Source organism: Methylobacterium sp. J-076, assembly GCF_022829405.1.
GTDB lineage: Bacteria > Pseudomonadota > Alphaproteobacteria > Rhizobiales > Beijerinckiaceae > Methylobacterium.
The window spans coordinates 138606-155052 of the sequence record NZ_JAKSXW010000133.1 but is presented as its reverse complement, the minus strand read 5'-3'; the positions used below and the strand labels follow the sequence as shown (position 1 = coordinate 155052).

Genomic DNA, 16447 nt, shown 5'->3' with positions numbered 1-16447 from the left:
GGTGAACCTTCAGGAATCCCCGGCCGGACCGTCCCGTGGACAAGATCGCAGCCAGTATCGCGCAGATTGCCGCGGAGGCTCTGGAGAGGGAGGGCGCGGATCCGCGCGCCTCCGCCGACCTGCCGGCCCCGGTGATGGACGCGCTCAAGGCCTGGATCGCCGACCAGCCCGAGCCCCGGCCTTCGGTGTCCGAGGCGGTGCGGCTAGGCCTCGGCGAGTGGCTGTCCGGGAAGGGCTACGGGCCCGCCGCAGGATCGTCCGGGGAGTGAGTGGCGGGCGTCCGCCCGCCGACCTTCATCCGTACCGGGCGAGGAACAGGGCGACGGCCTCCTCCACCCGCGCGTCGATGTCCCCGGCGCTCAGCGGGCGCTCCGGCGGCCGCAGCAGGTTGAGGAGCATCGCGTTGCCGAGCACCGAGCCGATATAGAGCGAGGCGGCGAGCGCCGGATCCTCGCCCCGGAACGTCCCGCGTCGTTTCGCCGCTTCGAGATGCGCCGTCAGCAGCCGGTGGGTCCGGTCGGGCCCGGCGGTGAACAGCGACATGCCGAGATCCGGATTGCGCACCGTCTCCGTGACGACGATGCGCAGCAGCGGGATCACCTCCGGCCCCCCCATCGCCTGGAGCAGGTTGCGCCCGAGGTCGCGCAGCACCGTCGCGGTGTTCTCGCCGCTCTCGAAATTCGCATCGAGCGCCGCCCGCAACTTCGCCGTCCGCGCCAGGACGATCTCGATCAGCAGGTCGTCCTTGCTCCTGAAGTGCCGGTAGAGCGTCTCCTTCGAGGCGCCGGCTTCCTCTGCCACGCGCTGCATCGTCGTCTCGGCGAGTCCGTGTCGGAGCAGGATCCGCTCGGCCACCGCGAGGATCTGGCAGCGGCGGCGTTGCCCCCTCGGCACGGGGTCGCCACTGCGCCTATGAGTTGTGTCGTCTCCAATTGACATATTAAGAGTTGCCCCTCTTATAAGCGTACCTAACGGTTCGCTTGTGCCAGGGCAATTGTCGCCCGCCGGGCGGGCCGTCCCCGCGTCGGGCCGCCCACGGTCCGGGCCCAGGATCGAGCTGCCGAGAATGCGTGACAACGACGACGACGCGTTCGGGCCGCGGCCGGGCCGCGGCCGCTCGGGCACAAGACGTCGCGACTACCTCGACATCGGGGGGCCGCGCGACGACGGCGACGACCGCGACGGGGACGGTTCGGCCTCGCAGGGGCGCCGGGCGGAGGGCGAGCGCGCCGAGTCCGGCGACCGGAAGTCCGGCGATGGCAAATCCGACCGGGGCAAATCCGACCGGGGCCAGTCCGACCAGGACAAGGCCGGGGCAGACACATCCGGCGGCGACAAGGGATCCGACCAGGCCGACGGCGAGCAGGAAGGCCAGGAGCGGCGCAAGAAGCGCCGGCCCCTCGTCCTCGGCATCGCCGCGGTGGTGATCCTGCTGCTGATCGGCGGCGGCGTCTATTACTGGCTCACGACCCGGGGCAAGGCCTCCACCGACGACGCCTATACGGACGGCAACATCGTCACCATCGCGCCGCAGGTCTCCGGGCAGGTCGTGAGCCTCGACATCACGGACAACCAGTTCGTCCACAAGGGTGATCCGCTGTTCCACATCGACGACCGGCAATACGTGTTCAATCAGGAGCAGGCGCAGGGCCAGCTCGACACCACCAAGGCCCAGGCGGCCAGCCAGAAGCTCGGCGTCGAGATCGCCAGGAAGAACTTCCCCGCCGCCCTCGAACTCGCCAAGGCGAACCTCGAGTCCGCCAAGGCGAACCTCCAGCTCCAGCAGGCGAACTACGACCGGCAGAAGAGCCTGCCGAAGCTCGCCACCACCCAGCAGGAGGTCGACACCACGGCGGCGAACCTCGCGCAGGCCAAGGCGCAGGTGGAGCAGGCCCAGGCCCGGGTCATCCAGGCCGAGCCGGTGAAGCAGAATATCGGCCAGTCCGAGGATCAGGTCAGCCAGATCGAGGGGCAACTGGAACAGGCGCAGGGCCGCCTCGACCAGGCCAAGCTCAACGTGGAGTGGACGGTGGTCCGCGCGCCGCAGGACGGCTGGGTGACCCGCCGCAACGTCAACGCGGGCAACTACGTCTCGTCCGGCCAGCAGGTGTTGTCGCTGGTCACGACCGACGTCTGGGTGACGGCGAACTACAAGGAGACCGAACTCGACGGGATGCGCCCCGGCCAGAAGGTGGCGATCACCGTCGATGCCTATCCAGACCTCGACCTGCACGGCCACATCGACTCGATCCAGCGCGGTTCCGGCTCGAAGTTCTCCGCCTTCCCGGCCGAGAACGCCACGGGCAACTTCATCAAGATCGTCCAGCGGGTCCCGGTGAAGATCGTGATCGATTCCGGGCTCAAGCCCGAGGAGCCTCTGCCGCTGGGCATCAGCGTCGAGCCCACGGTGATGCTCAAGTGAGCGGCGGGGCGGAACAGACCTGGACGCCGCGCTACAACCCGTGGCTGATCGCCATCGTCGTGACGATGGCGGCCTTCATGGAGATCCTCGACACCACCATCGTCAACGTCGCGCTGCCCTACATCGCGGGTTCGCTGGCCGCCTCGAACGACGAGGCGACCTACACGCTCACGGCCTACCTCGTGGCCAACGGCATCGTGCTGACCATCGCCGGGTGGCTCTCGGACACGATCGGGCGCAAGCGCTACTTCATCATCTGCATCGGCATGTTCACGGTCTCGTCCCTGCTCTGCGGCCTCGCCCAGAGCCTGGGGCAGATCATCCTGTTCCGGCTGATGCAGGGGTTCTTCGGCGGCGGGCTCCAGCCGAGCCAGCAGGCGATCATCCTCGACACCTTCCCCCCCGCCAAGCGCGGGGCCGCCTTCGGCGTCACGGCGGTGGCGACCATCGTGGCGCCGGTCCTCGGGCCGACGCTCGGCGGCTACCTCGTGGAGCACCTCGACTGGCGCTGGATCTTCTTCGTCAACGTGCCGGTGGGCATCCTGGCGGTGATCCTGAACTCGATCCTGGTGGAGGATCCGCCCCACGAGCAGGCGAAGAAGAACCGCAAGCGCGGGATCGACTATATCGGCCTGTCCCTCATCGTCGTCGGCATCGGCTTCCTGCAGATCGTGTTCGACCGGGGCGAGGACGACGGCTGGTTCGGCTCACCCTTCATCGTCCTCATGACGGTCATCGGCGGGCTCGGGGTGTTCTTCGCCATCTGCTGGCTGCTGACGGCCAAGAAGCCGATCATCGACCTCGACGTGTTCCGCGACAAGAACTTCACCATCGGCTGCATCCTGATCGGCGCCATGGGCTTCGCCCTCTACGCCAGCGCCGTGATCATCCCGCAATTCGCCCAGAACGTGCTCGGCTACCCGGCCCTGCAATCGGGCCTGATCCTGTCGCCCGGCGGCGTGGTGGTGATCGTCCTCATCCCCATCGTCGGGCAGCTGATGAAGGTCGTGCAGACCCGCTACCTCGTGATGTTCGGCTTCTCGCTGATGGGCGTGGCGCTGATGTATTCGAGCAAGCTCGCCCCCGACATCGACTTCCGCACCCTCGTCATCATGCGCTCCATGCAGACGGCGGCCCTCGGGTTCCTGTTCGTGCCGATCTCGACCATCGCCTACCTCACCCTGCCGCAGAGGTACCGCAGCGACGGGGCGGCCCTGTTCTCGATGTTCCGCAACGTGTTCGGCTCGCTCGGGATCTCCCTCTCCACCGCCGCCGTCACCGAGCGGCGGCAGGCCGACCAGGCGCACCTCTCCGGGTTCATGACGCCGCTGCGGCAGGGCTACAACACGTTCATCCAGGAGAGCGAGCACACGCTCCGCTCCCTGGGGCGCGCGGCCGGCGCCGTCCATCAGGAGGCGGTGTCGCACACCTACCAGACGTACATGCAGCAGGCGCAGATCCTCGCCTACGGCAACGTCTTCCAATACACGGCCGTCATCGCCTTCCTCGTGGTGCCGTTCTGCTTCCTGATCTCGGCGAAGACCGCTTCCGGCGGCGGCGGCGGAGGGCACTGACATGGCGATCCGCCTCCTCGACACCATCCTGGCCGGCGTGGCCGCCCTGGGCCTCTCGGACATGCTCGGCGGCTGCGTCGTCGGGCCGGATTTCGTCCGGCCCGTGCCAGCGGTCACCGCCGCGGCGACCTATGTCGAGCCCGCACCGGGGAGGCCGGTCCACACCGCGCTGCCGCTCCTGCGCGGCACCTCCGGCGCGCCGCCGGACGTGGAGTGGTGGCGCGCCTTCCGCGATCCGATCCTCGACGGGCTCGAAGCCCGGATCGCCGCCGAGAACCTCGACGTGCAGACCGCCTCCGCCCGGCTGCTCCAGAGCCGCGCCCAGCTCGGGACCAGCGCCGCCGCGGCCCTGCCGACGCTGAGCGGCCAGGGCTCGGCCTACCGGCAGCAATACAGCAAGAACGGCACGATCGGCCTGCTGTCGAACTCCCTGGGCGGGCTGACGGGGGGAACCGACCCCACCGCGCCCCTGACCAACGGCTTCGAGAGCTACACGCTGGGCTTCGACGCCTCGTGGGAACTCGACCTCTGGGGCCGGGTGCGCCGCTCGGTGGAATCGGCCCAGGCCCAGGCCGAGGCGTCGGCCGAGCAGCGCCGGGGCGCCCTGGTCTCGGCGCAGGGCGAGCTCGCCCGCGCCTACGTGCAGCTCCGGGGCACGCAGGACCTCGTCCGCATCTATCAATCCTACGTCCGGGTGAACCAGCAGATCCTCGACGTGGTCCGCATCCGCCAGCAGAAGGGCCTCGTCACCGGGCTCGACGTGGCCAGCGCCGCCTCGCAGGTGGAGGCGATCCAGGCGCAGATCCCGCAACTGCAGCAGCAGGAGATCCAGCAGATCAACGCGATCTCGCTGCTCCTCGGGGAGGCGCCGCTGGCCCTGTCGCAGGACCTGACCGGCGGGCGCGGCATCCCGCCGGTGCCGCCCAAGGTGCCGGTGGGCATCCCCTCCGAGCTGATCCGCCGCCGGCCCGACATCCGCCAGGCGGAGGCGAGCCTGCACGCGGCCATCGCCGATATCGGCGAGGCGGAGGCCGAGTTCTTCCCGCGGGTGACGTTGACCGCGAGCCCGACCGTCAACGCCATCGACCCGGCCAAGATCTTCCGCGGGTCGTCGCTGCAATACATGAATATCGGGCCGTCCTTCTCGATCCCGCTGTTCGAGGGCGGGCGGCTGCGCTCGAACCTCGTGCTGCAGCAGGCCCGCCAGCAGGAGGCGGCCATCGCCTACCAGAAGGCGGTGCTTCAGGGCTGGCACGACGTGGTCAACGCGCTGGCCTCCCTGCAGGGCGACGCGAACCGCCGGGGCCGCCTCGCCCGGCAGGTGGGCGACGCCCGCCGGGGCCTCGACCTCGCCAGGGCGCGCTACACCCAGGGCGTCGAGATCTTCACCACCGTGCTGCAGAACGCGCAGGTGGTGCTCCAGGCCGAGACCAACCTGTCCCAGGCGACCGCGGGCATGTCGACGGATTTCGTCGCCCTGTCGAAGGCCCTCGGCGGCGGCTGGGAGGGGAGCTTCCCGCCCCAGCCGGTCCCGCCCGGTCCGCCGGACGTGGCGCAGGTGCCCGTGGCCGAGATCATCCCCCGGCCGGTCCTGCCGTAGGGAGCCGGCCTCCGGCGCGGGACGGCCCGGGATATGGTAGAGGCGGTGTCGGCCCGGCCGACGCGGAAGACGCGGCCGAAGGACGGGGGGACGGTGCCGTGGGAAGCGCCCAGCGCGATGGGGAACTTGCCCGGCTGATCGGGGCCGTCGCCCGCGGCGACGACGCCGCACTCCGCGCCCTCTACGAGGCGATGGCTCCGAAACTTCTCGGGATCATCCTCCGTATCCTTCGGGATCGGGCGGCGGCGGACGATGCGCTGCAGGAGGTCTTCGTGAGCATCTGGCAGCGGGCAGGGAGCTACGATCCGCGGGCCGGCGCCCCCCACGTCTGGCTCGTCGCCATCGCCCGGCACCGGGCGATCGACCGGCTGCGGCAGGACAGGTCCTCCCGCCTGACGCAGACCGAGGAGGGCTGGCTGGAGCGCTTGGCCGACACCCGCGACGACGAGGCCGACCTCGCCCGGCGGGATGCCCTCAGCCATTGCCTCGGCGCGGTGGAAGCGCCCCAGCGCGAATGCATCGTGCTCGCCTATTGCGAGGGCTGGTCCCGCGAGGAGCTGGCCGCCCGTTACGGTTGCCCGGTGAACACCGTGAAGACGTGGCTGCGCCGGGGGCTGATCAGCCTGCGCGGCTGCCTGGAGGCGGCATGAGCACCCCGCAGCCCTGGGCCGACGACCCCGACGGCGCGGCCGGCGAGTACGTGCTCGGCACCCTGCCGGAGGACGAGCGGGCGGCCTTCGCCCACGCGCTGGAGCGGGAGGCGGGCCTGCGCGCCGCGGTGTCGGCGTGGGAGGCGCGGCTTTCCCCGCTCGCCGGCGCGATCCCCGCGGCGACGCCCGATCCGGGAAACTGGGCGGCCATCGCGGCGCGGATCGGCCGGCGGCCGGACGCGGCGGGCGGCGCCCGCATCGTCCGTCTGGAGCGTGGGCTGCGGCGCTGGCGCCTCGCGGCGGGGATGGCGGGCGCGCTGGCGGCGGGGCTCGCCCTGTGGATCGCCGCCGGGCCGCGCCCGGCCGCCGAGGGAACGCAGTACCTCGCCGTGGTCGACCGGGGCGGGGCGCTCCCGGCGCTTATCGTGCGCGTCGATCTCGGGTCCGGGATGGTGCAGGTGCGCAGCCTCGCCGCGGAGGCGCCGCCGGACCGCAGCCTGGAGCTCTGGTACGTGGGCGCGGGGGCAGCGCCCCGCTCCCTCGGCCTCGTCACCGATGCGGGCGCCCGGCTGCCCGTCCCGCCCGCCCTCCGGGCGGGGGCCGAGGGGGCGAGCCTCGCGGTGTCGGTGGAGCCGAAGGGCGGCTCGCCCACCGGCGCCCCCACCGGGCCGGTAATCTATTCGGGCAAGCTGGTGCGCGACGGGGGACGCGCCCGCTGAGGCGGATGCCGGCCGAGCCGGCGCGGCGGCCCCCCGTCTTCGCGGGAGGGCGGCAGCCTGCGAGCCGGGGGCCGACGAGGCTGGGATCGGGCTTTGACGGGTCGATGCGCCCTCCCCCCGCAGGGCGGGGAGAGGGGAAGCGCCGGACCGCGCCGACGGGCGGCGGCGGTCCGGATGGGGGTCGGAATCAGGGCATCAGCACGGTGTTGATGACGTGGATCACGCCGTTCGACTGCATCACGTTGGCGATCGTGACCTTGGCGGTGTTGCCCTTGGCATCGGTGACCATCACGGCCTTGCCCTTGGTGGTGACCGTGAGCGGCTCGCCCTGGACGGTCTTCAGCTCGGCCTGGCCGCCGCCCTGGCGCACCGCGGCCATCAGCTCCTTGGCCGTGTAGACGCCCGGCACCACGTGATAGGTGAGGATGCTGGTGAGCTGCGCCTTGTTCTGCGGCTGGACCAGGGTGTCGACGGTGCCCGGCGGCAGCTTGGCGAAGGCGGCGTTGGTCGGCGCGAAGACGGTGAACGGCCCGGGGCCCGACAGGGTGTCCACGAGGCCGGCGGCCTTCACGGCGGCCACCAGCGTGGTGTGGTCCTTCGAGTTCACGGCGTTCTCGACGATGGTCTTGTTCGCGTACATCGGCGCGCCGCCGACCATCGGGTTCTTGGCGAGGGCCGGGCCGGCCGCGGCGGCGAGGCCGAGGGCGAGGCTGAGGCGGAGAAGCGTCTTGGACATGGTGGCTCCCTTGGGATGCGCCCCAATCCGAAACGGGGGCGTCGTCAGCCTCTACGGACCGGACGGGCCGGGAAGTTTCAGCGGCGTGGGGCCGGACCCCGAAAAAACACGCGGCGGTGGACGGCGCGCCCGCTCCCTTGAGCCACCGCACCGGAACGTCCTAAGAACACCGGCCGCCTGCGCAGGACCCGGATGTCGCGTTTCCAGTTCGTCCACGCCGCCGACCTTCACCTCGGCAGTCCGCTGACCGGCCTCGCCGGGCGGGATGCGGACCTCGCCCGGCGCCTCGCCGCGGCCGGGCGCCGGGCGTTCGAGGACCTCGTGACCTTCGCCATCGACAAGGCGGTGGCCTTCGTCGTGGTGGCCGGGGACATCTACGACGGCGACTGGGCGGACGCCTCCATCGGCCTGTTCTTCGCCCGGCAGGTCGGGCGCCTCGACCGGGCCGGCATCCCCGTCGTCATGGTGCGCGGCAACCACGATGCCGAGAGCGTCATCACCCGCTCGATCACCCTGCCGCCCTCGGTCCACGTCTTCCCCTCGAACCGGGCGACGACCCACACGCTCGACGGGTGGAAGGTCGCCATCCACGGGCGCAGCTTCCCCAACCGGGCGGTGGAGGAGAACCTGTCGCTGACCTACCCGGCCGCGATGCCCGGCTGGTTCAACCTCGGCGTGCTGCACACCTCCTGCAGCGGCTACGCCGCCCACGCCACCTACGCCCCCTGCTCGGTGCCCGACCTCGCCCGGCGGGGCTACGCGTACTGGGCGCTCGGCCACATCCACGAATACGAGGAACTGTCCCGCGACCCGTGGATCGTCTTCCCCGGCAACCTCCAGGGGCGGAGCGTGCGCGAATGCGGGCCCCGCGGGGCCGTGCTCGTGACGGTCGAGGATGCGCAGGTGCGCGAGGTCGAGCGGCTGATCTTCGACCGCGCCCGGTTCGAGCGCCTCTCCGTCGATCTCTCGGGCGTGACGGAGATCGGGGCGGCCCATGCCCGGGTGGAGGAGGCGCTGCGGCCCCTCGGGGCGGTGGCCGCCTCGCGCCTCGTGCTGGTGCGGGTCCACCTCACCGGCGAGAGCGCCGTCCACGACCGTCTCTGCGCCGACCGGGACGACCTCGCCGCCGAGGTCCAGGCGGCGGCCCACCGGGTGCACGAGGAGATCTGGCTGGAGCGCCTGAAGGTCGAGACCCGCCGCCCCCGCGCCGCGGAGGCGGTCTCCACGGCGGCCATCGACCCCACCGCCCTCCTCGCCGACCTCGAGCGCGAACCGGAGTTCCGCGAGCGCGCCGTGGCGGCGCTGGCCGAGATCGTCCGCAAGATGCCCTCCGGCGTCGCGGAGGAGGCCGGCATCGAGGCCGAGTTCGAGGCCCTCTGCACCGAGGCGCAGGCCCTGGTCCTCGGCCGCCTCTCCGGCCGGGCCTGCTGACGATGCGCCTGCTGAGCCTCCACCTCGAGCGCTACGGAGCCTTCACCGACCGAACGCTGGCCTTCCGGCCCGATGCGCGGCTCCACGTGGTGCTCGGCGCCAACGAGGCCGGCAAGAGCACCGCGCTCTCGGCCGTCACCGACCTGCTGTTCGGGTTCGGCAAGACCACGGCTTACGCCTTCCAGCACGAGATGCCGCTCCTGCGGATCGGCGCCGAGATCGCATCGGCCGACGGGCGGCGCCTCGCCTTCCGCCGCCGGAAGGGCAACGCCCGCACCCTGATCGACGCCGACGAGGCGCCCCTGCCGGACGATGCGCTGGCCCCCTTCCTCGGCGGCCTCGTCCGCCCGGTCTTCTGCCGGGCCTTCGGCCTCGACGCCGAGGCCCTGCGCCGGGGCGGGCGGGAGATGGTCGATGTCGAGGGCGAGGTGGGGGCGAGCCTGTTCGCCGCCGGCTCCGGCCTGCGCGGGCTGACCGAACTCCAGGCCCGGCTCGACGGCGAGGCGGAGGCGATCTTCACCCCCCGGAAGGCCGGGCACCGGACCTTCTACCAAGCCCTCGACCGCTGGCAGGACTCCCGCAAGACCGAGCGGGAGACGGGGATCTCCACCGCCGACTGGCGCCAGCTCAACGAGGCCATCGCCGCCGCGGGGGCGGACCTCGACGCGCTGCGCGCCGAACGGGGCCGCCTCGCCGCCGCCCGCGCCCGGCTGGAGCGCCTGAAGCGGGCCGGGCCGGTGCTCGCCGAGATCGACGCCCTGGAGGCGCGCCTCGCGGAGGATCCCCTCGCCGTCGAGGCGGACGGCGCCTGGGTCGCCCGCCTCGGCGAGGTCCTGGCCGAATGCCGGGCGGCGGAGGCGGATTCCACCCGCGCCGGGGCGAGCCTGTCCCGCGCCCGGGCGGAGGTGGAAGCCCTGCCGCAGGTGGCGCCCCTCGCGGAGCGGACCGAGGAGATCCTGGAGGCCTTCCGCGGCATCGGCCGCTTCGAGAAGGACGGGACCGACCTCACCCGGCTGCGCGGCGAGGCCGAGCGGGCCGAACAGACCCTCGACCGGCTCTGCGCGAGGGTCGGCGTGCGGGGCCGCGACGCGCTGGCCGACATCCTGCCCACCGACGCCGCCCGGGCCGGGATCGAGCGCCTCGTGCGCGAGGGCCGCGCCCTCGACGCCGCCGAGACCCAGGTGACGCGGGAGGCCGAGACCGCCCGCGCCGAGCGCGACCGGCTGATCCGCGAGGGCGAGGCTGCGGGCTCCGTCCTCGACCCCGCCCCCTTGCGCGAGATGCTGCGCCCGTTCGGGCGCCTGCGCGAGACCATCGCCCGGCACCGGGAGTTCGAGGACGGGATTCGCCGGGCCGTCGACTTCCTGCGCGACCGGGCCGGGCGCCTCTCCCCCGCCATCGCCGACCCCGCCTCCCTGGCCCGGACCCCGCTGCCCTCTGCCGAAGCCATCGGGCGGTTCCAGGCCCTCCTGGACGAGGCGGCGCGGGAGCGAGGGCGGGTCGCCGACCGCCTCGCCGCCGCCCGCCGCCGGGTCGCGGAGATCCGCGCCCGCCTGGACGAGCGCGAGGCCGCCGGGCCGGTGGCGACGCAGGAGCGCCTCGCCGCCCTGCGCGCCGCCCGGGCCGGGGCCTTCGCCCCCCTGCGCGATGCCCTGGTCGCCGGCACGGGGGCTTCCCCCGACGCCGTGGCCGCCTTCGAGCGGACGGTGGAGGCCGCCGACCGCCTCGCCGACGCCCGTGCGGACGACGCGACCCGGGTCGCCGCCCACGCCGCCGACCAGCTCCGCCTCGCGGCGGCCCTCGCCGAGGTGGCGGAGGACGAGGAGTCCCTGACCGCCCGCGAGGCCGACGTCGCCGAGGGCGAGGCCGCCTGGCAGGAGGCGTGGCGCGAGGCGGGCATCCGCCCCGGCCCGCCCGTGGAGATGACCCGCTGGCTGGCCGAGGCGCAGGCGGTGATCGGCGCCGAGCAGGACCTCGCCGACGAGCGCATCAGCCGGGACCGCTACGCGGCCGAGATCGCGGCGGCGCGGGAGCCCCTGGCGGCCCTCTGCGTCCGCGCCGGGATGGAGGTGCTGCCGGGGCTCGACCCCGCCGCACTCCTCGACGGGCTGGAGGGGCACCTGCGCGCCCTCGCCACCCGATGGGAGGCCGGGCGGGAGGCGATCGGCCGGCTCGGCGCTGCCCGGCAGGCGGCCGAGCGCCAGGAGGCGGCGCTCACCGAGACGGCGGCGCGGCGCGCCGTCTGGCGGGAGGCGTGGGCCGGGGCGGTCACCGTCCTGGCGCTCCCCGCCACCGCCGGACTGGAGGAGGCGGAGGGGGCCCTGGCCGCCTGGCGGGAGGTGCCACAGGCCCTGGCGCAGCACGCCGACCTCACCCGCCGGGTGAAGGGCCTGATCCGGGATCGGGACCTGTTCCAGTCCGCCGCGGCGTCCCTGGTGGCCGACCTCGCCCCCGACCTCGCCGACATGACGCCCGGCGCGGGCATCCGTACCCTGCACAACCGCCTGCAGGCGGCGCAGGCGGAGGCGGTGCGCCGGACCGAGCTGTGCCGGTTGCAGGAGGCCGCAGGGCAGGCCGCGGCCGAGGCCGCCCGGGGGGGCGAGGCGGCCCGAGGCCGGCTGGCCGCCCTGGTCGGCGAGCGCCTGCCGGAGGCCGCGGGCGCCTCGCCGGACGAACTCGTCTCCCTCCACGGGAGGCTCGATGCCCGGGAGCGGCTTCGGGCGGACCTCGCCCGGTTGCGGATGCGGGGCCTCGCCGTCGCGGGCGACGGCCTGCCGGAGGCGGAGCTGCGCGCCGGCCTCGCCGAGACGCCGCCCGAGGCCATCGAAGCCGGTCTGGCGGCGCTCGCCGCCGAGGCCGAGGAGGTCGAGGACCGCAGCAGGGTCGTCTATTCCGACCGCGAGCGGGACATCGGCCGCCGGGCCGAGCTGGAAGGCGGCACGGGGGCCGAGCTGGCGCTGGCCGAGCGCAAGGGCGCCGAGGCGCAGATGCAGGAGGCCGCGCGCTCCTGGGCGGTGTTGCGCCTCGCCGGGCTGATGCTCGGCGCGGCGGTGGCCAAGCACCGGGCGGGCCAGCAGGACCCGATGCTCGCCCGCGCCGGGACCCTGTTCCAGCGCCTGACCGGCGGCGGCTTCGAAGGGCTCGCTCAGAGCTACGACGAGGCGGACACGCCCCGGCTCGTGGGCCGGCGCGCCTCCGGCCCGGCCGGCGGCGGCCTCGTTTCCATCGAGGCGATGAGCGAGGGCACCCGGGACCAGCTCTATCTCGCCCTGCGCCTCGCGCATCTCGAAGACTATGCCGGCCGGGCCGAGCCGGCGCCCTTCGTCGGCGACGACCTGTTCTCGACCTTCGACGACGCCCGCACCGCGCACGGCCTCGAAACCCTGGCCGAGATCGGCGGCTCGGTGCAGCCGATCCTGTTCACCCACCACCGCCACGTCGCCGACATCGCCGCCGCGCGGCTCGGCTCCGCCGTGGACGTGCTGACGCTGTAGGGCCCGCGCCGCCGCGCCCTCTCCGGCACCACCCCCACCCCTCCCCGCAAGGGGGGAGGGGAGCGGCACCGAGGCGCGGGAACGCCTGATCCAAGGTCGGCACAAAACGCTGCAGATGCTCAGGTGTCAGTCCGTGCCATCGGCCGGGCTCTCAAGTATTTTGCCGGCTTTCGCGCTGCATTCGTTTGTCGAGTGGGGTCATTCGACGGGTGGGATGGTCGGTCGATCTCCCATCTTTTCAGTGAGCCGGCTCAGCGAAACTTGCAACGCGCGATCCAATAGTGGGCGTGTCGTGCACGGTGTCACAGAAAATTCAAAAATCAACCATACACCTCATGCCGGCTTCGCCATCCGGGGACACGGCGCCGGCATCCGCGCGGCGGGTGGGCCCGAAGCCGGACGCCAGCGCCTGAGGGAAGGTTTCAAGACTTGGCCATCGGATTGGACAGCCGGGATTCCGCCCGGACGGGCGCGTCCGGCGCGGCCCTCGACCGTGACGGGGTCGCGCGGGCCTACGGGCGCTGGGCGCCCGTCTACGATTTCGTCTTCGGGCCGGTCTTTGCCCGCGGGCGCAGCCTCGCCGCCACGGCGGCGGAGCGCATCGGCGGCCGGGTGCTCGAAGTGGGCGTCGGCACCGGCCTCTCGCTGCCGGCCTACGCCCGCTCCCGCAGCGTCATGGGCATCGATATCTCCGCGCCCATGCTGGAGAAGGCGCAGGCCCGCGTGAAGCGGCTCGGCCTGCGCAACGTCGAGCGCCTCGCCGTGATGGACGCCGAGCGGCTCGAACTGCCCGACGCATCCTTCGACGTGGTGGTGGCGCAGTACGTCGTCACCGCGGTCCCGAACCCGGAGGTCGCCCTCCACGAGTTCGCCCGCGTGCTGCGGCCCGGCGGCGAGATCATCATCACCAGCCGCATCGGTGCCGAGCGCGGCCTGCGCCGGGCGATCGAGCACGCCCTCGCCCCCATCACCGGCCGCCTCGGCTGGCGCACGGAGTTCCCGTGGGCGCGCTACACGGACTGGGCCGCCTCGGCGCCCGGCATCGAGATCGTGGAGCGGCGCGCGCTGCCCCCGCTCGGGCACTTCTCCCTCATCCGCATGCGCAAGACGGCCTGACCCGGCCGCCCCGCCCCCATCGCCGCGACGACACGGAGTTTCGACCCATGGCCAGTTTCCGGGAGGCGCTGCGCATCCAGCGCTGGGACGACCATCGCTACTACCACCACAACCTGATCAACCAGAGCCTGCATATGGTCAGCGCCATCTGCTTCCTGGTGGCCTACGTGCTGGCCTTCATGGACCCGGCGAAGGCCGCCCTGGTCGGCTGGCTCCTGGCGATGACCAGCCGGCAGGCGGGCCACCTGTTCTTCGAGCCGAAGGGCTACGACCACGTCAACCACGCCACCCACGAGCACAAGGAAGAGATCAAGGTCGGCTACAACCTGCAGCGCAAGGTCGTGCTGCTGTCGATCTGGGTGCTGTCGCCCGCCCCGCTCTACTGGGATCCGAGTTTCTTCGGCCTGCTCACCCCGGCGCCGGACCTCTCCGGCGTGATCCACAATGTCGGCTGGATCTGGCTGTGGCTCGCCATCGGCGGCCTCCTGTTCCGCGTCGGCCAGCTCTGCATCCAGCAGAGCCCGAAGACCGGCATCGTCTGGGCGACCAAGATCCTCACGGACCCCTTCCACGACATCAAGCTCTACCACAGGGCACCGCTCAAGCTCCTGCAGGGTGAGATGATCGACGAGGAAGAGCAGGCCGAACACCACGCCTGATCGGTTCCCTGTTCCACACGCGCCCCCTCTCCCGGTCCGCCGGGGGAGGGGGCGCGCTGCGTTTGGGGGCATGGTGTTTCAGGCCCGGCATGTCCCGCGCCGTCATGGCGAACGCAGTGACGCCATCCGGGGCAGCGGGCCGCCTCAGACCGTGACGCCTCCCTGGATGGCTTCGCTTCCCTCGCAAAGACGGGGTTGGCCGTTCTCCGGCTGCTCCCCACGCGCCACGCCTCCCTCCCCCCCTGCGGGGGAGGGGGGAGGGCATGCGGCGCCTCCGGTGTCTCCAGCACCACACCCGTCAGGCCGCTCACTCCAACCGAGGTGATGACGGCGGTGCCGACCCGGGCGCCCTGCCGGAGCGGGGGGGCGTCACCCCCGCGGCGACAGCCCGAATCGCACCCGCGCGGCCTCCTTCAGCACCGCGCGGCGGATCGCCTTGTCGGTGGTCTCCGGGCCGTCCCACCAGCCGTCGGCCTGCATCGCCGCGCAGGCGGCGACGAAGCGGTCGGCCACCGCGGCGAAGTCGGCCTGCGTGTAGGCGAGGCTGAAGATCAGCCGGCCGGTGCCGACCCAGGACAGGTGGAGCCCCGCCGCCCGCAGGTAGAACTGCAGCATCCAGTTGTAGCGGGACGGCCGGGTGTAGAGCACCGTCCACACGGTCGAGAAGTTGGCGACCCGCACGGGCAGGCCCTCCGCCTCCAGGCGGGCGTTGAGGGCGGCGGCCCGCCCGTCCCAGGTGGCGTCGAGCCCGTCGTAGAGGGCGGCGACCTCCGGCGTCTCCAGCCGGTCGAGGAAGGCGCTCATGGCACCCATCACCTGCGGGTGCGCGTTGAAGGTGCCCCGGGCGAAGCAGATGTCCACCGGCCGGTCGTCCCGGAAGCGGCGCATCAGGTCGGCCCGGCCGCAGAGCACGCCCACCGGCAGGCCGCCGCCGAGGGACTTGCCGTAGGTCACGAGGTCGGCCCGCACGCCGAAATACTCTTGCGCGCCGCCCTTCGCGAGGCGGAACCCCAGGAACACCTCATCGAGGATCAGGACGATGCCGCGCCGCGTGCAGACCTCCCGCAGGCGGGCGAGCCAGGCGGTGTAGGCGGCCCGGTCGAACCGGGTCGTGCGGGCGCTGTCGATGAGCGCCGAATCGGACGGGGCGCCGGCATTGGGGTGCAGGGCCTGGAGCGGGTTCACGAGGACGCAGGCCACGTCCTTCCGGGTGGCGAGGACGTGCAGCGTCCGCTCCGACATCTCCGAGAGTGTCAGGGTGTCGTTGGCGGCGACGGGGTTGCCGATGCCCGGCTGCACGTCGCCCCACCAGCCGTGATAGGCGCCGCAGAAGCGCACGATCCGCCGCCGGCCGGTGTGGTAGCGGGCGAGCCGCACCGCCTGCATCACCGCCTCGGTGCCCGACATGTGGAACGACACCTCGTCCAGCCCGGACAGGTCCCTCAGCCGGGCGACGTTCCCGGCCACCACCGGATGGAGCGAGCCGAGCACCGGCCCGAGGGCGGCGACCCGGGCCGCGCCCTCCGCCATGCACCGCTTGTAGAAATCGATCCCGAACAGGTTCACGCCGTAGGAGCCGGCGAGGTCGTGGAAGGTGTTGCCGTCGAGGTCGGTGACGCTGACCCCGTTCGAGGCGGCCATGAACGCCCCCGCGCCGAGATTGGCCCGAACCGGCCCGGCGAACTGGAACGGCACCCGGTAGAGGCCGGTGAACTGCAGGTCGGACAGGCCGGCGCGCACCGCCTCGGTCTCGGCCCGGCTCCGGGCGAAGCGGGTGCGGAACAGCTCCGACAGGCGGGCGAAGGCGGCCTCCCGGGCCGCGGCCACCGAATCGGGCGGGTCGTCGGCGCGGAAGAACTGTCGCGAATCGTAGGCATAAGCCGGAATCGCCCTGGCGATTCGCCGGGCCATCCGGGCGTGTCCGGTCAGCGACGGGTGCTTCGCCCGGGAGAGCTGAAGGCGCCGGACGGCCGGCGGCAGGGCGAGGGCGGCCGCCGCGGCGGCCGACAGGGAAGTGAGAAGCGCGTCCATGGGGTCGCGGCTAAC

The 16447-nt window shown here is 72.8% G+C and carries 13 protein-coding genes; 10 read left to right on the top strand and 3 right to left on the bottom strand.

Features of this window, described 5'->3' with window-relative positions; all coding sequences use genetic code 11:
• The first annotated feature begins 35 nt into the window (after positions 1 to 35).
• Positions 36 to 269: a hypothetical protein gene (locus MKK53_RS16185; protein ID WP_243929733.1), complete on the top strand. Its 234-nt coding sequence runs from the start codon at positions 36 to 38 to the stop codon at positions 267 to 269.
• A gap of 25 nt (positions 270 to 294) precedes the next feature.
• Here MKK53_RS16185 and MKK53_RS16180 read toward each other — a convergent pair whose 3' ends face one another.
• A complete protein-coding gene (locus MKK53_RS16180; RefSeq protein ID WP_243929732.1) occupies positions 295 to 894 on the bottom strand; it encodes a TetR/AcrR family transcriptional regulator in 600 nt (199 codons plus the stop codon).
• A gap of 172 nt (positions 895 to 1066) precedes the next feature.
• Between MKK53_RS16180 and MKK53_RS16175 the strand changes: the two genes are divergently transcribed.
• From MKK53_RS16175 to MKK53_RS16155, 5 genes are all read left to right on the top strand, one after another.
• Positions 1067 to 2422, top strand: a complete 1356-nt coding sequence (locus tag MKK53_RS16175; RefSeq protein WP_243929731.1) for an HlyD family secretion protein — start codon at positions 1067 to 1069, stop codon at positions 2420 to 2422.
• On the top strand, positions 2419 to 3996 hold the full coding sequence (locus MKK53_RS16170; protein WP_243929730.1) for a DHA2 family efflux MFS transporter permease subunit: 1578 nt from the start codon (positions 2419 to 2421) through the stop codon (positions 3994 to 3996). Before MKK53_RS16175 ends, MKK53_RS16170 begins: the two co-directional genes overlap by 4 nt.
• Position 3997: 1 nt before the next feature.
• Complete coding sequence (locus tag MKK53_RS16165) at positions 3998 to 5596, top strand: efflux transporter outer membrane subunit (protein WP_243929729.1); 1599 nt, start codon at positions 3998 to 4000, stop codon at positions 5594 to 5596.
• A gap of 98 nt (positions 5597 to 5694) precedes the next feature.
• Entirely contained in the window at positions 5695 to 6246 is a 552-nt protein-coding gene (locus tag MKK53_RS16160; RefSeq protein ID WP_243929728.1) for a sigma-70 family RNA polymerase sigma factor, read from the top strand.
• The gene (locus tag MKK53_RS16155; protein ID WP_243929727.1) at positions 6243 to 6965 is read left to right on the top strand and encodes an anti-sigma factor domain-containing protein; all 723 of its coding nucleotides are present in this window, start codon (positions 6243 to 6245) and stop codon (positions 6963 to 6965) included. Before MKK53_RS16160 ends, MKK53_RS16155 begins: the two co-directional genes overlap by 4 nt.
• 187 nt (positions 6966 to 7152) lie before the next feature.
• Here MKK53_RS16155 and MKK53_RS16150 read toward each other — a convergent pair whose 3' ends face one another.
• A complete protein-coding gene (locus tag MKK53_RS16150; protein WP_243929726.1) occupies positions 7153 to 7701 on the bottom strand; it encodes a fasciclin domain-containing protein in 549 nt (182 codons plus the stop codon).
• Between the two features lie 192 nt (positions 7702 to 7893).
• Here MKK53_RS16150 and MKK53_RS16145 point away from each other — a divergent pair, with 192 nt between their 5' ends.
• The 4 genes from MKK53_RS16145 (at position 7894) to MKK53_RS16130 (ending at position 14401) form a co-directional block, all read left to right on the top strand.
• Positions 7894 to 9132: an exonuclease SbcCD subunit D gene (locus MKK53_RS16145; RefSeq protein ID WP_243929725.1), complete on the top strand. Its 1239-nt coding sequence runs from the start codon at positions 7894 to 7896 to the stop codon at positions 9130 to 9132.
• Positions 9133 to 9134: 2 nt separating this feature from the next.
• On the top strand, positions 9135 to 12626 hold the full coding sequence (locus MKK53_RS25455; RefSeq protein WP_279599077.1) for a YhaN family protein: 3492 nt from the start codon (positions 9135 to 9137) through the stop codon (positions 12624 to 12626).
• A 429-nt stretch (positions 12627 to 13055) separates the two neighbouring features.
• Positions 13056 to 13742, top strand: a complete 687-nt coding sequence (locus MKK53_RS16135; RefSeq protein ID WP_243929724.1) for a class I SAM-dependent methyltransferase — start codon at positions 13056 to 13058, stop codon at positions 13740 to 13742.
• 47 nt (positions 13743 to 13789) lie between these two features.
• Positions 13790 to 14401 carry a hypothetical protein gene (locus MKK53_RS16130; RefSeq protein WP_243929723.1) on the top strand — a complete coding sequence of 204 codons (612 nt, stop codon included), beginning with the start codon at positions 13790 to 13792 and terminating at the stop codon, positions 14399 to 14401.
• A 369-nt stretch (positions 14402 to 14770) separates the two neighbouring features.
• On the opposite strand, the gene MKK53_RS16125 is transcribed toward MKK53_RS16130, so the two are convergent.
• A complete protein-coding gene (locus tag MKK53_RS16125) occupies positions 14771 to 16432 on the bottom strand; it encodes an aminotransferase class III-fold pyridoxal phosphate-dependent enzyme (RefSeq protein ID WP_243929722.1) in 1662 nt (553 codons plus the stop codon).
• Between the last annotated feature and the right edge of the window lie 15 nt (positions 16433 to 16447).

What these genes read in the sequence shown, in the direction of transcription:
- MKK53_RS16175 (WP_243929731.1), top strand. Translation starts at nt 1,067, where the DNA reads ATGCGTGACAACGACGACGACGCGTTCGGGCCGCGGCCGGGCCGCGGC.
- MKK53_RS16165 (WP_243929729.1), top strand. Translation starts at nt 3,998, where the DNA reads ATGGCGATCCGCCTCCTCGACACCATCCTGGCCGGCGTGGCCGCCCTG.
- MKK53_RS16155 (WP_243929727.1), top strand. Translation starts at nt 6,243, where the DNA reads ATGAGCACCCCGCAGCCCTGGGCCGACGACCCCGACGGCGCGGCCGGC.
- MKK53_RS16150 (WP_243929726.1), bottom strand. Translation starts at nt 7,701, where the DNA reads ATGTCCAAGACGCTTCTCCGCCTCAGCCTCGCCCTCGGCCTCGCCGCC.
- MKK53_RS16145 (WP_243929725.1), top strand. Translation starts at nt 7,894, where the DNA reads ATGTCGCGTTTCCAGTTCGTCCACGCCGCCGACCTTCACCTCGGCAGT.
- MKK53_RS25455 (WP_279599077.1), top strand. Translation starts at nt 9,135, where the DNA reads ATGCGCCTGCTGAGCCTCCACCTCGAGCGCTACGGAGCCTTCACCGAC.
- MKK53_RS16130 (WP_243929723.1), top strand. Translation starts at nt 13,790, where the DNA reads ATGGCCAGTTTCCGGGAGGCGCTGCGCATCCAGCGCTGGGACGACCAT.
- MKK53_RS16125 (WP_243929722.1), bottom strand. Translation starts at nt 16,432, where the DNA reads ATGGACGCGCTTCTCACTTCCCTGTCGGCCGCCGCGGCGGCCGCCCTC.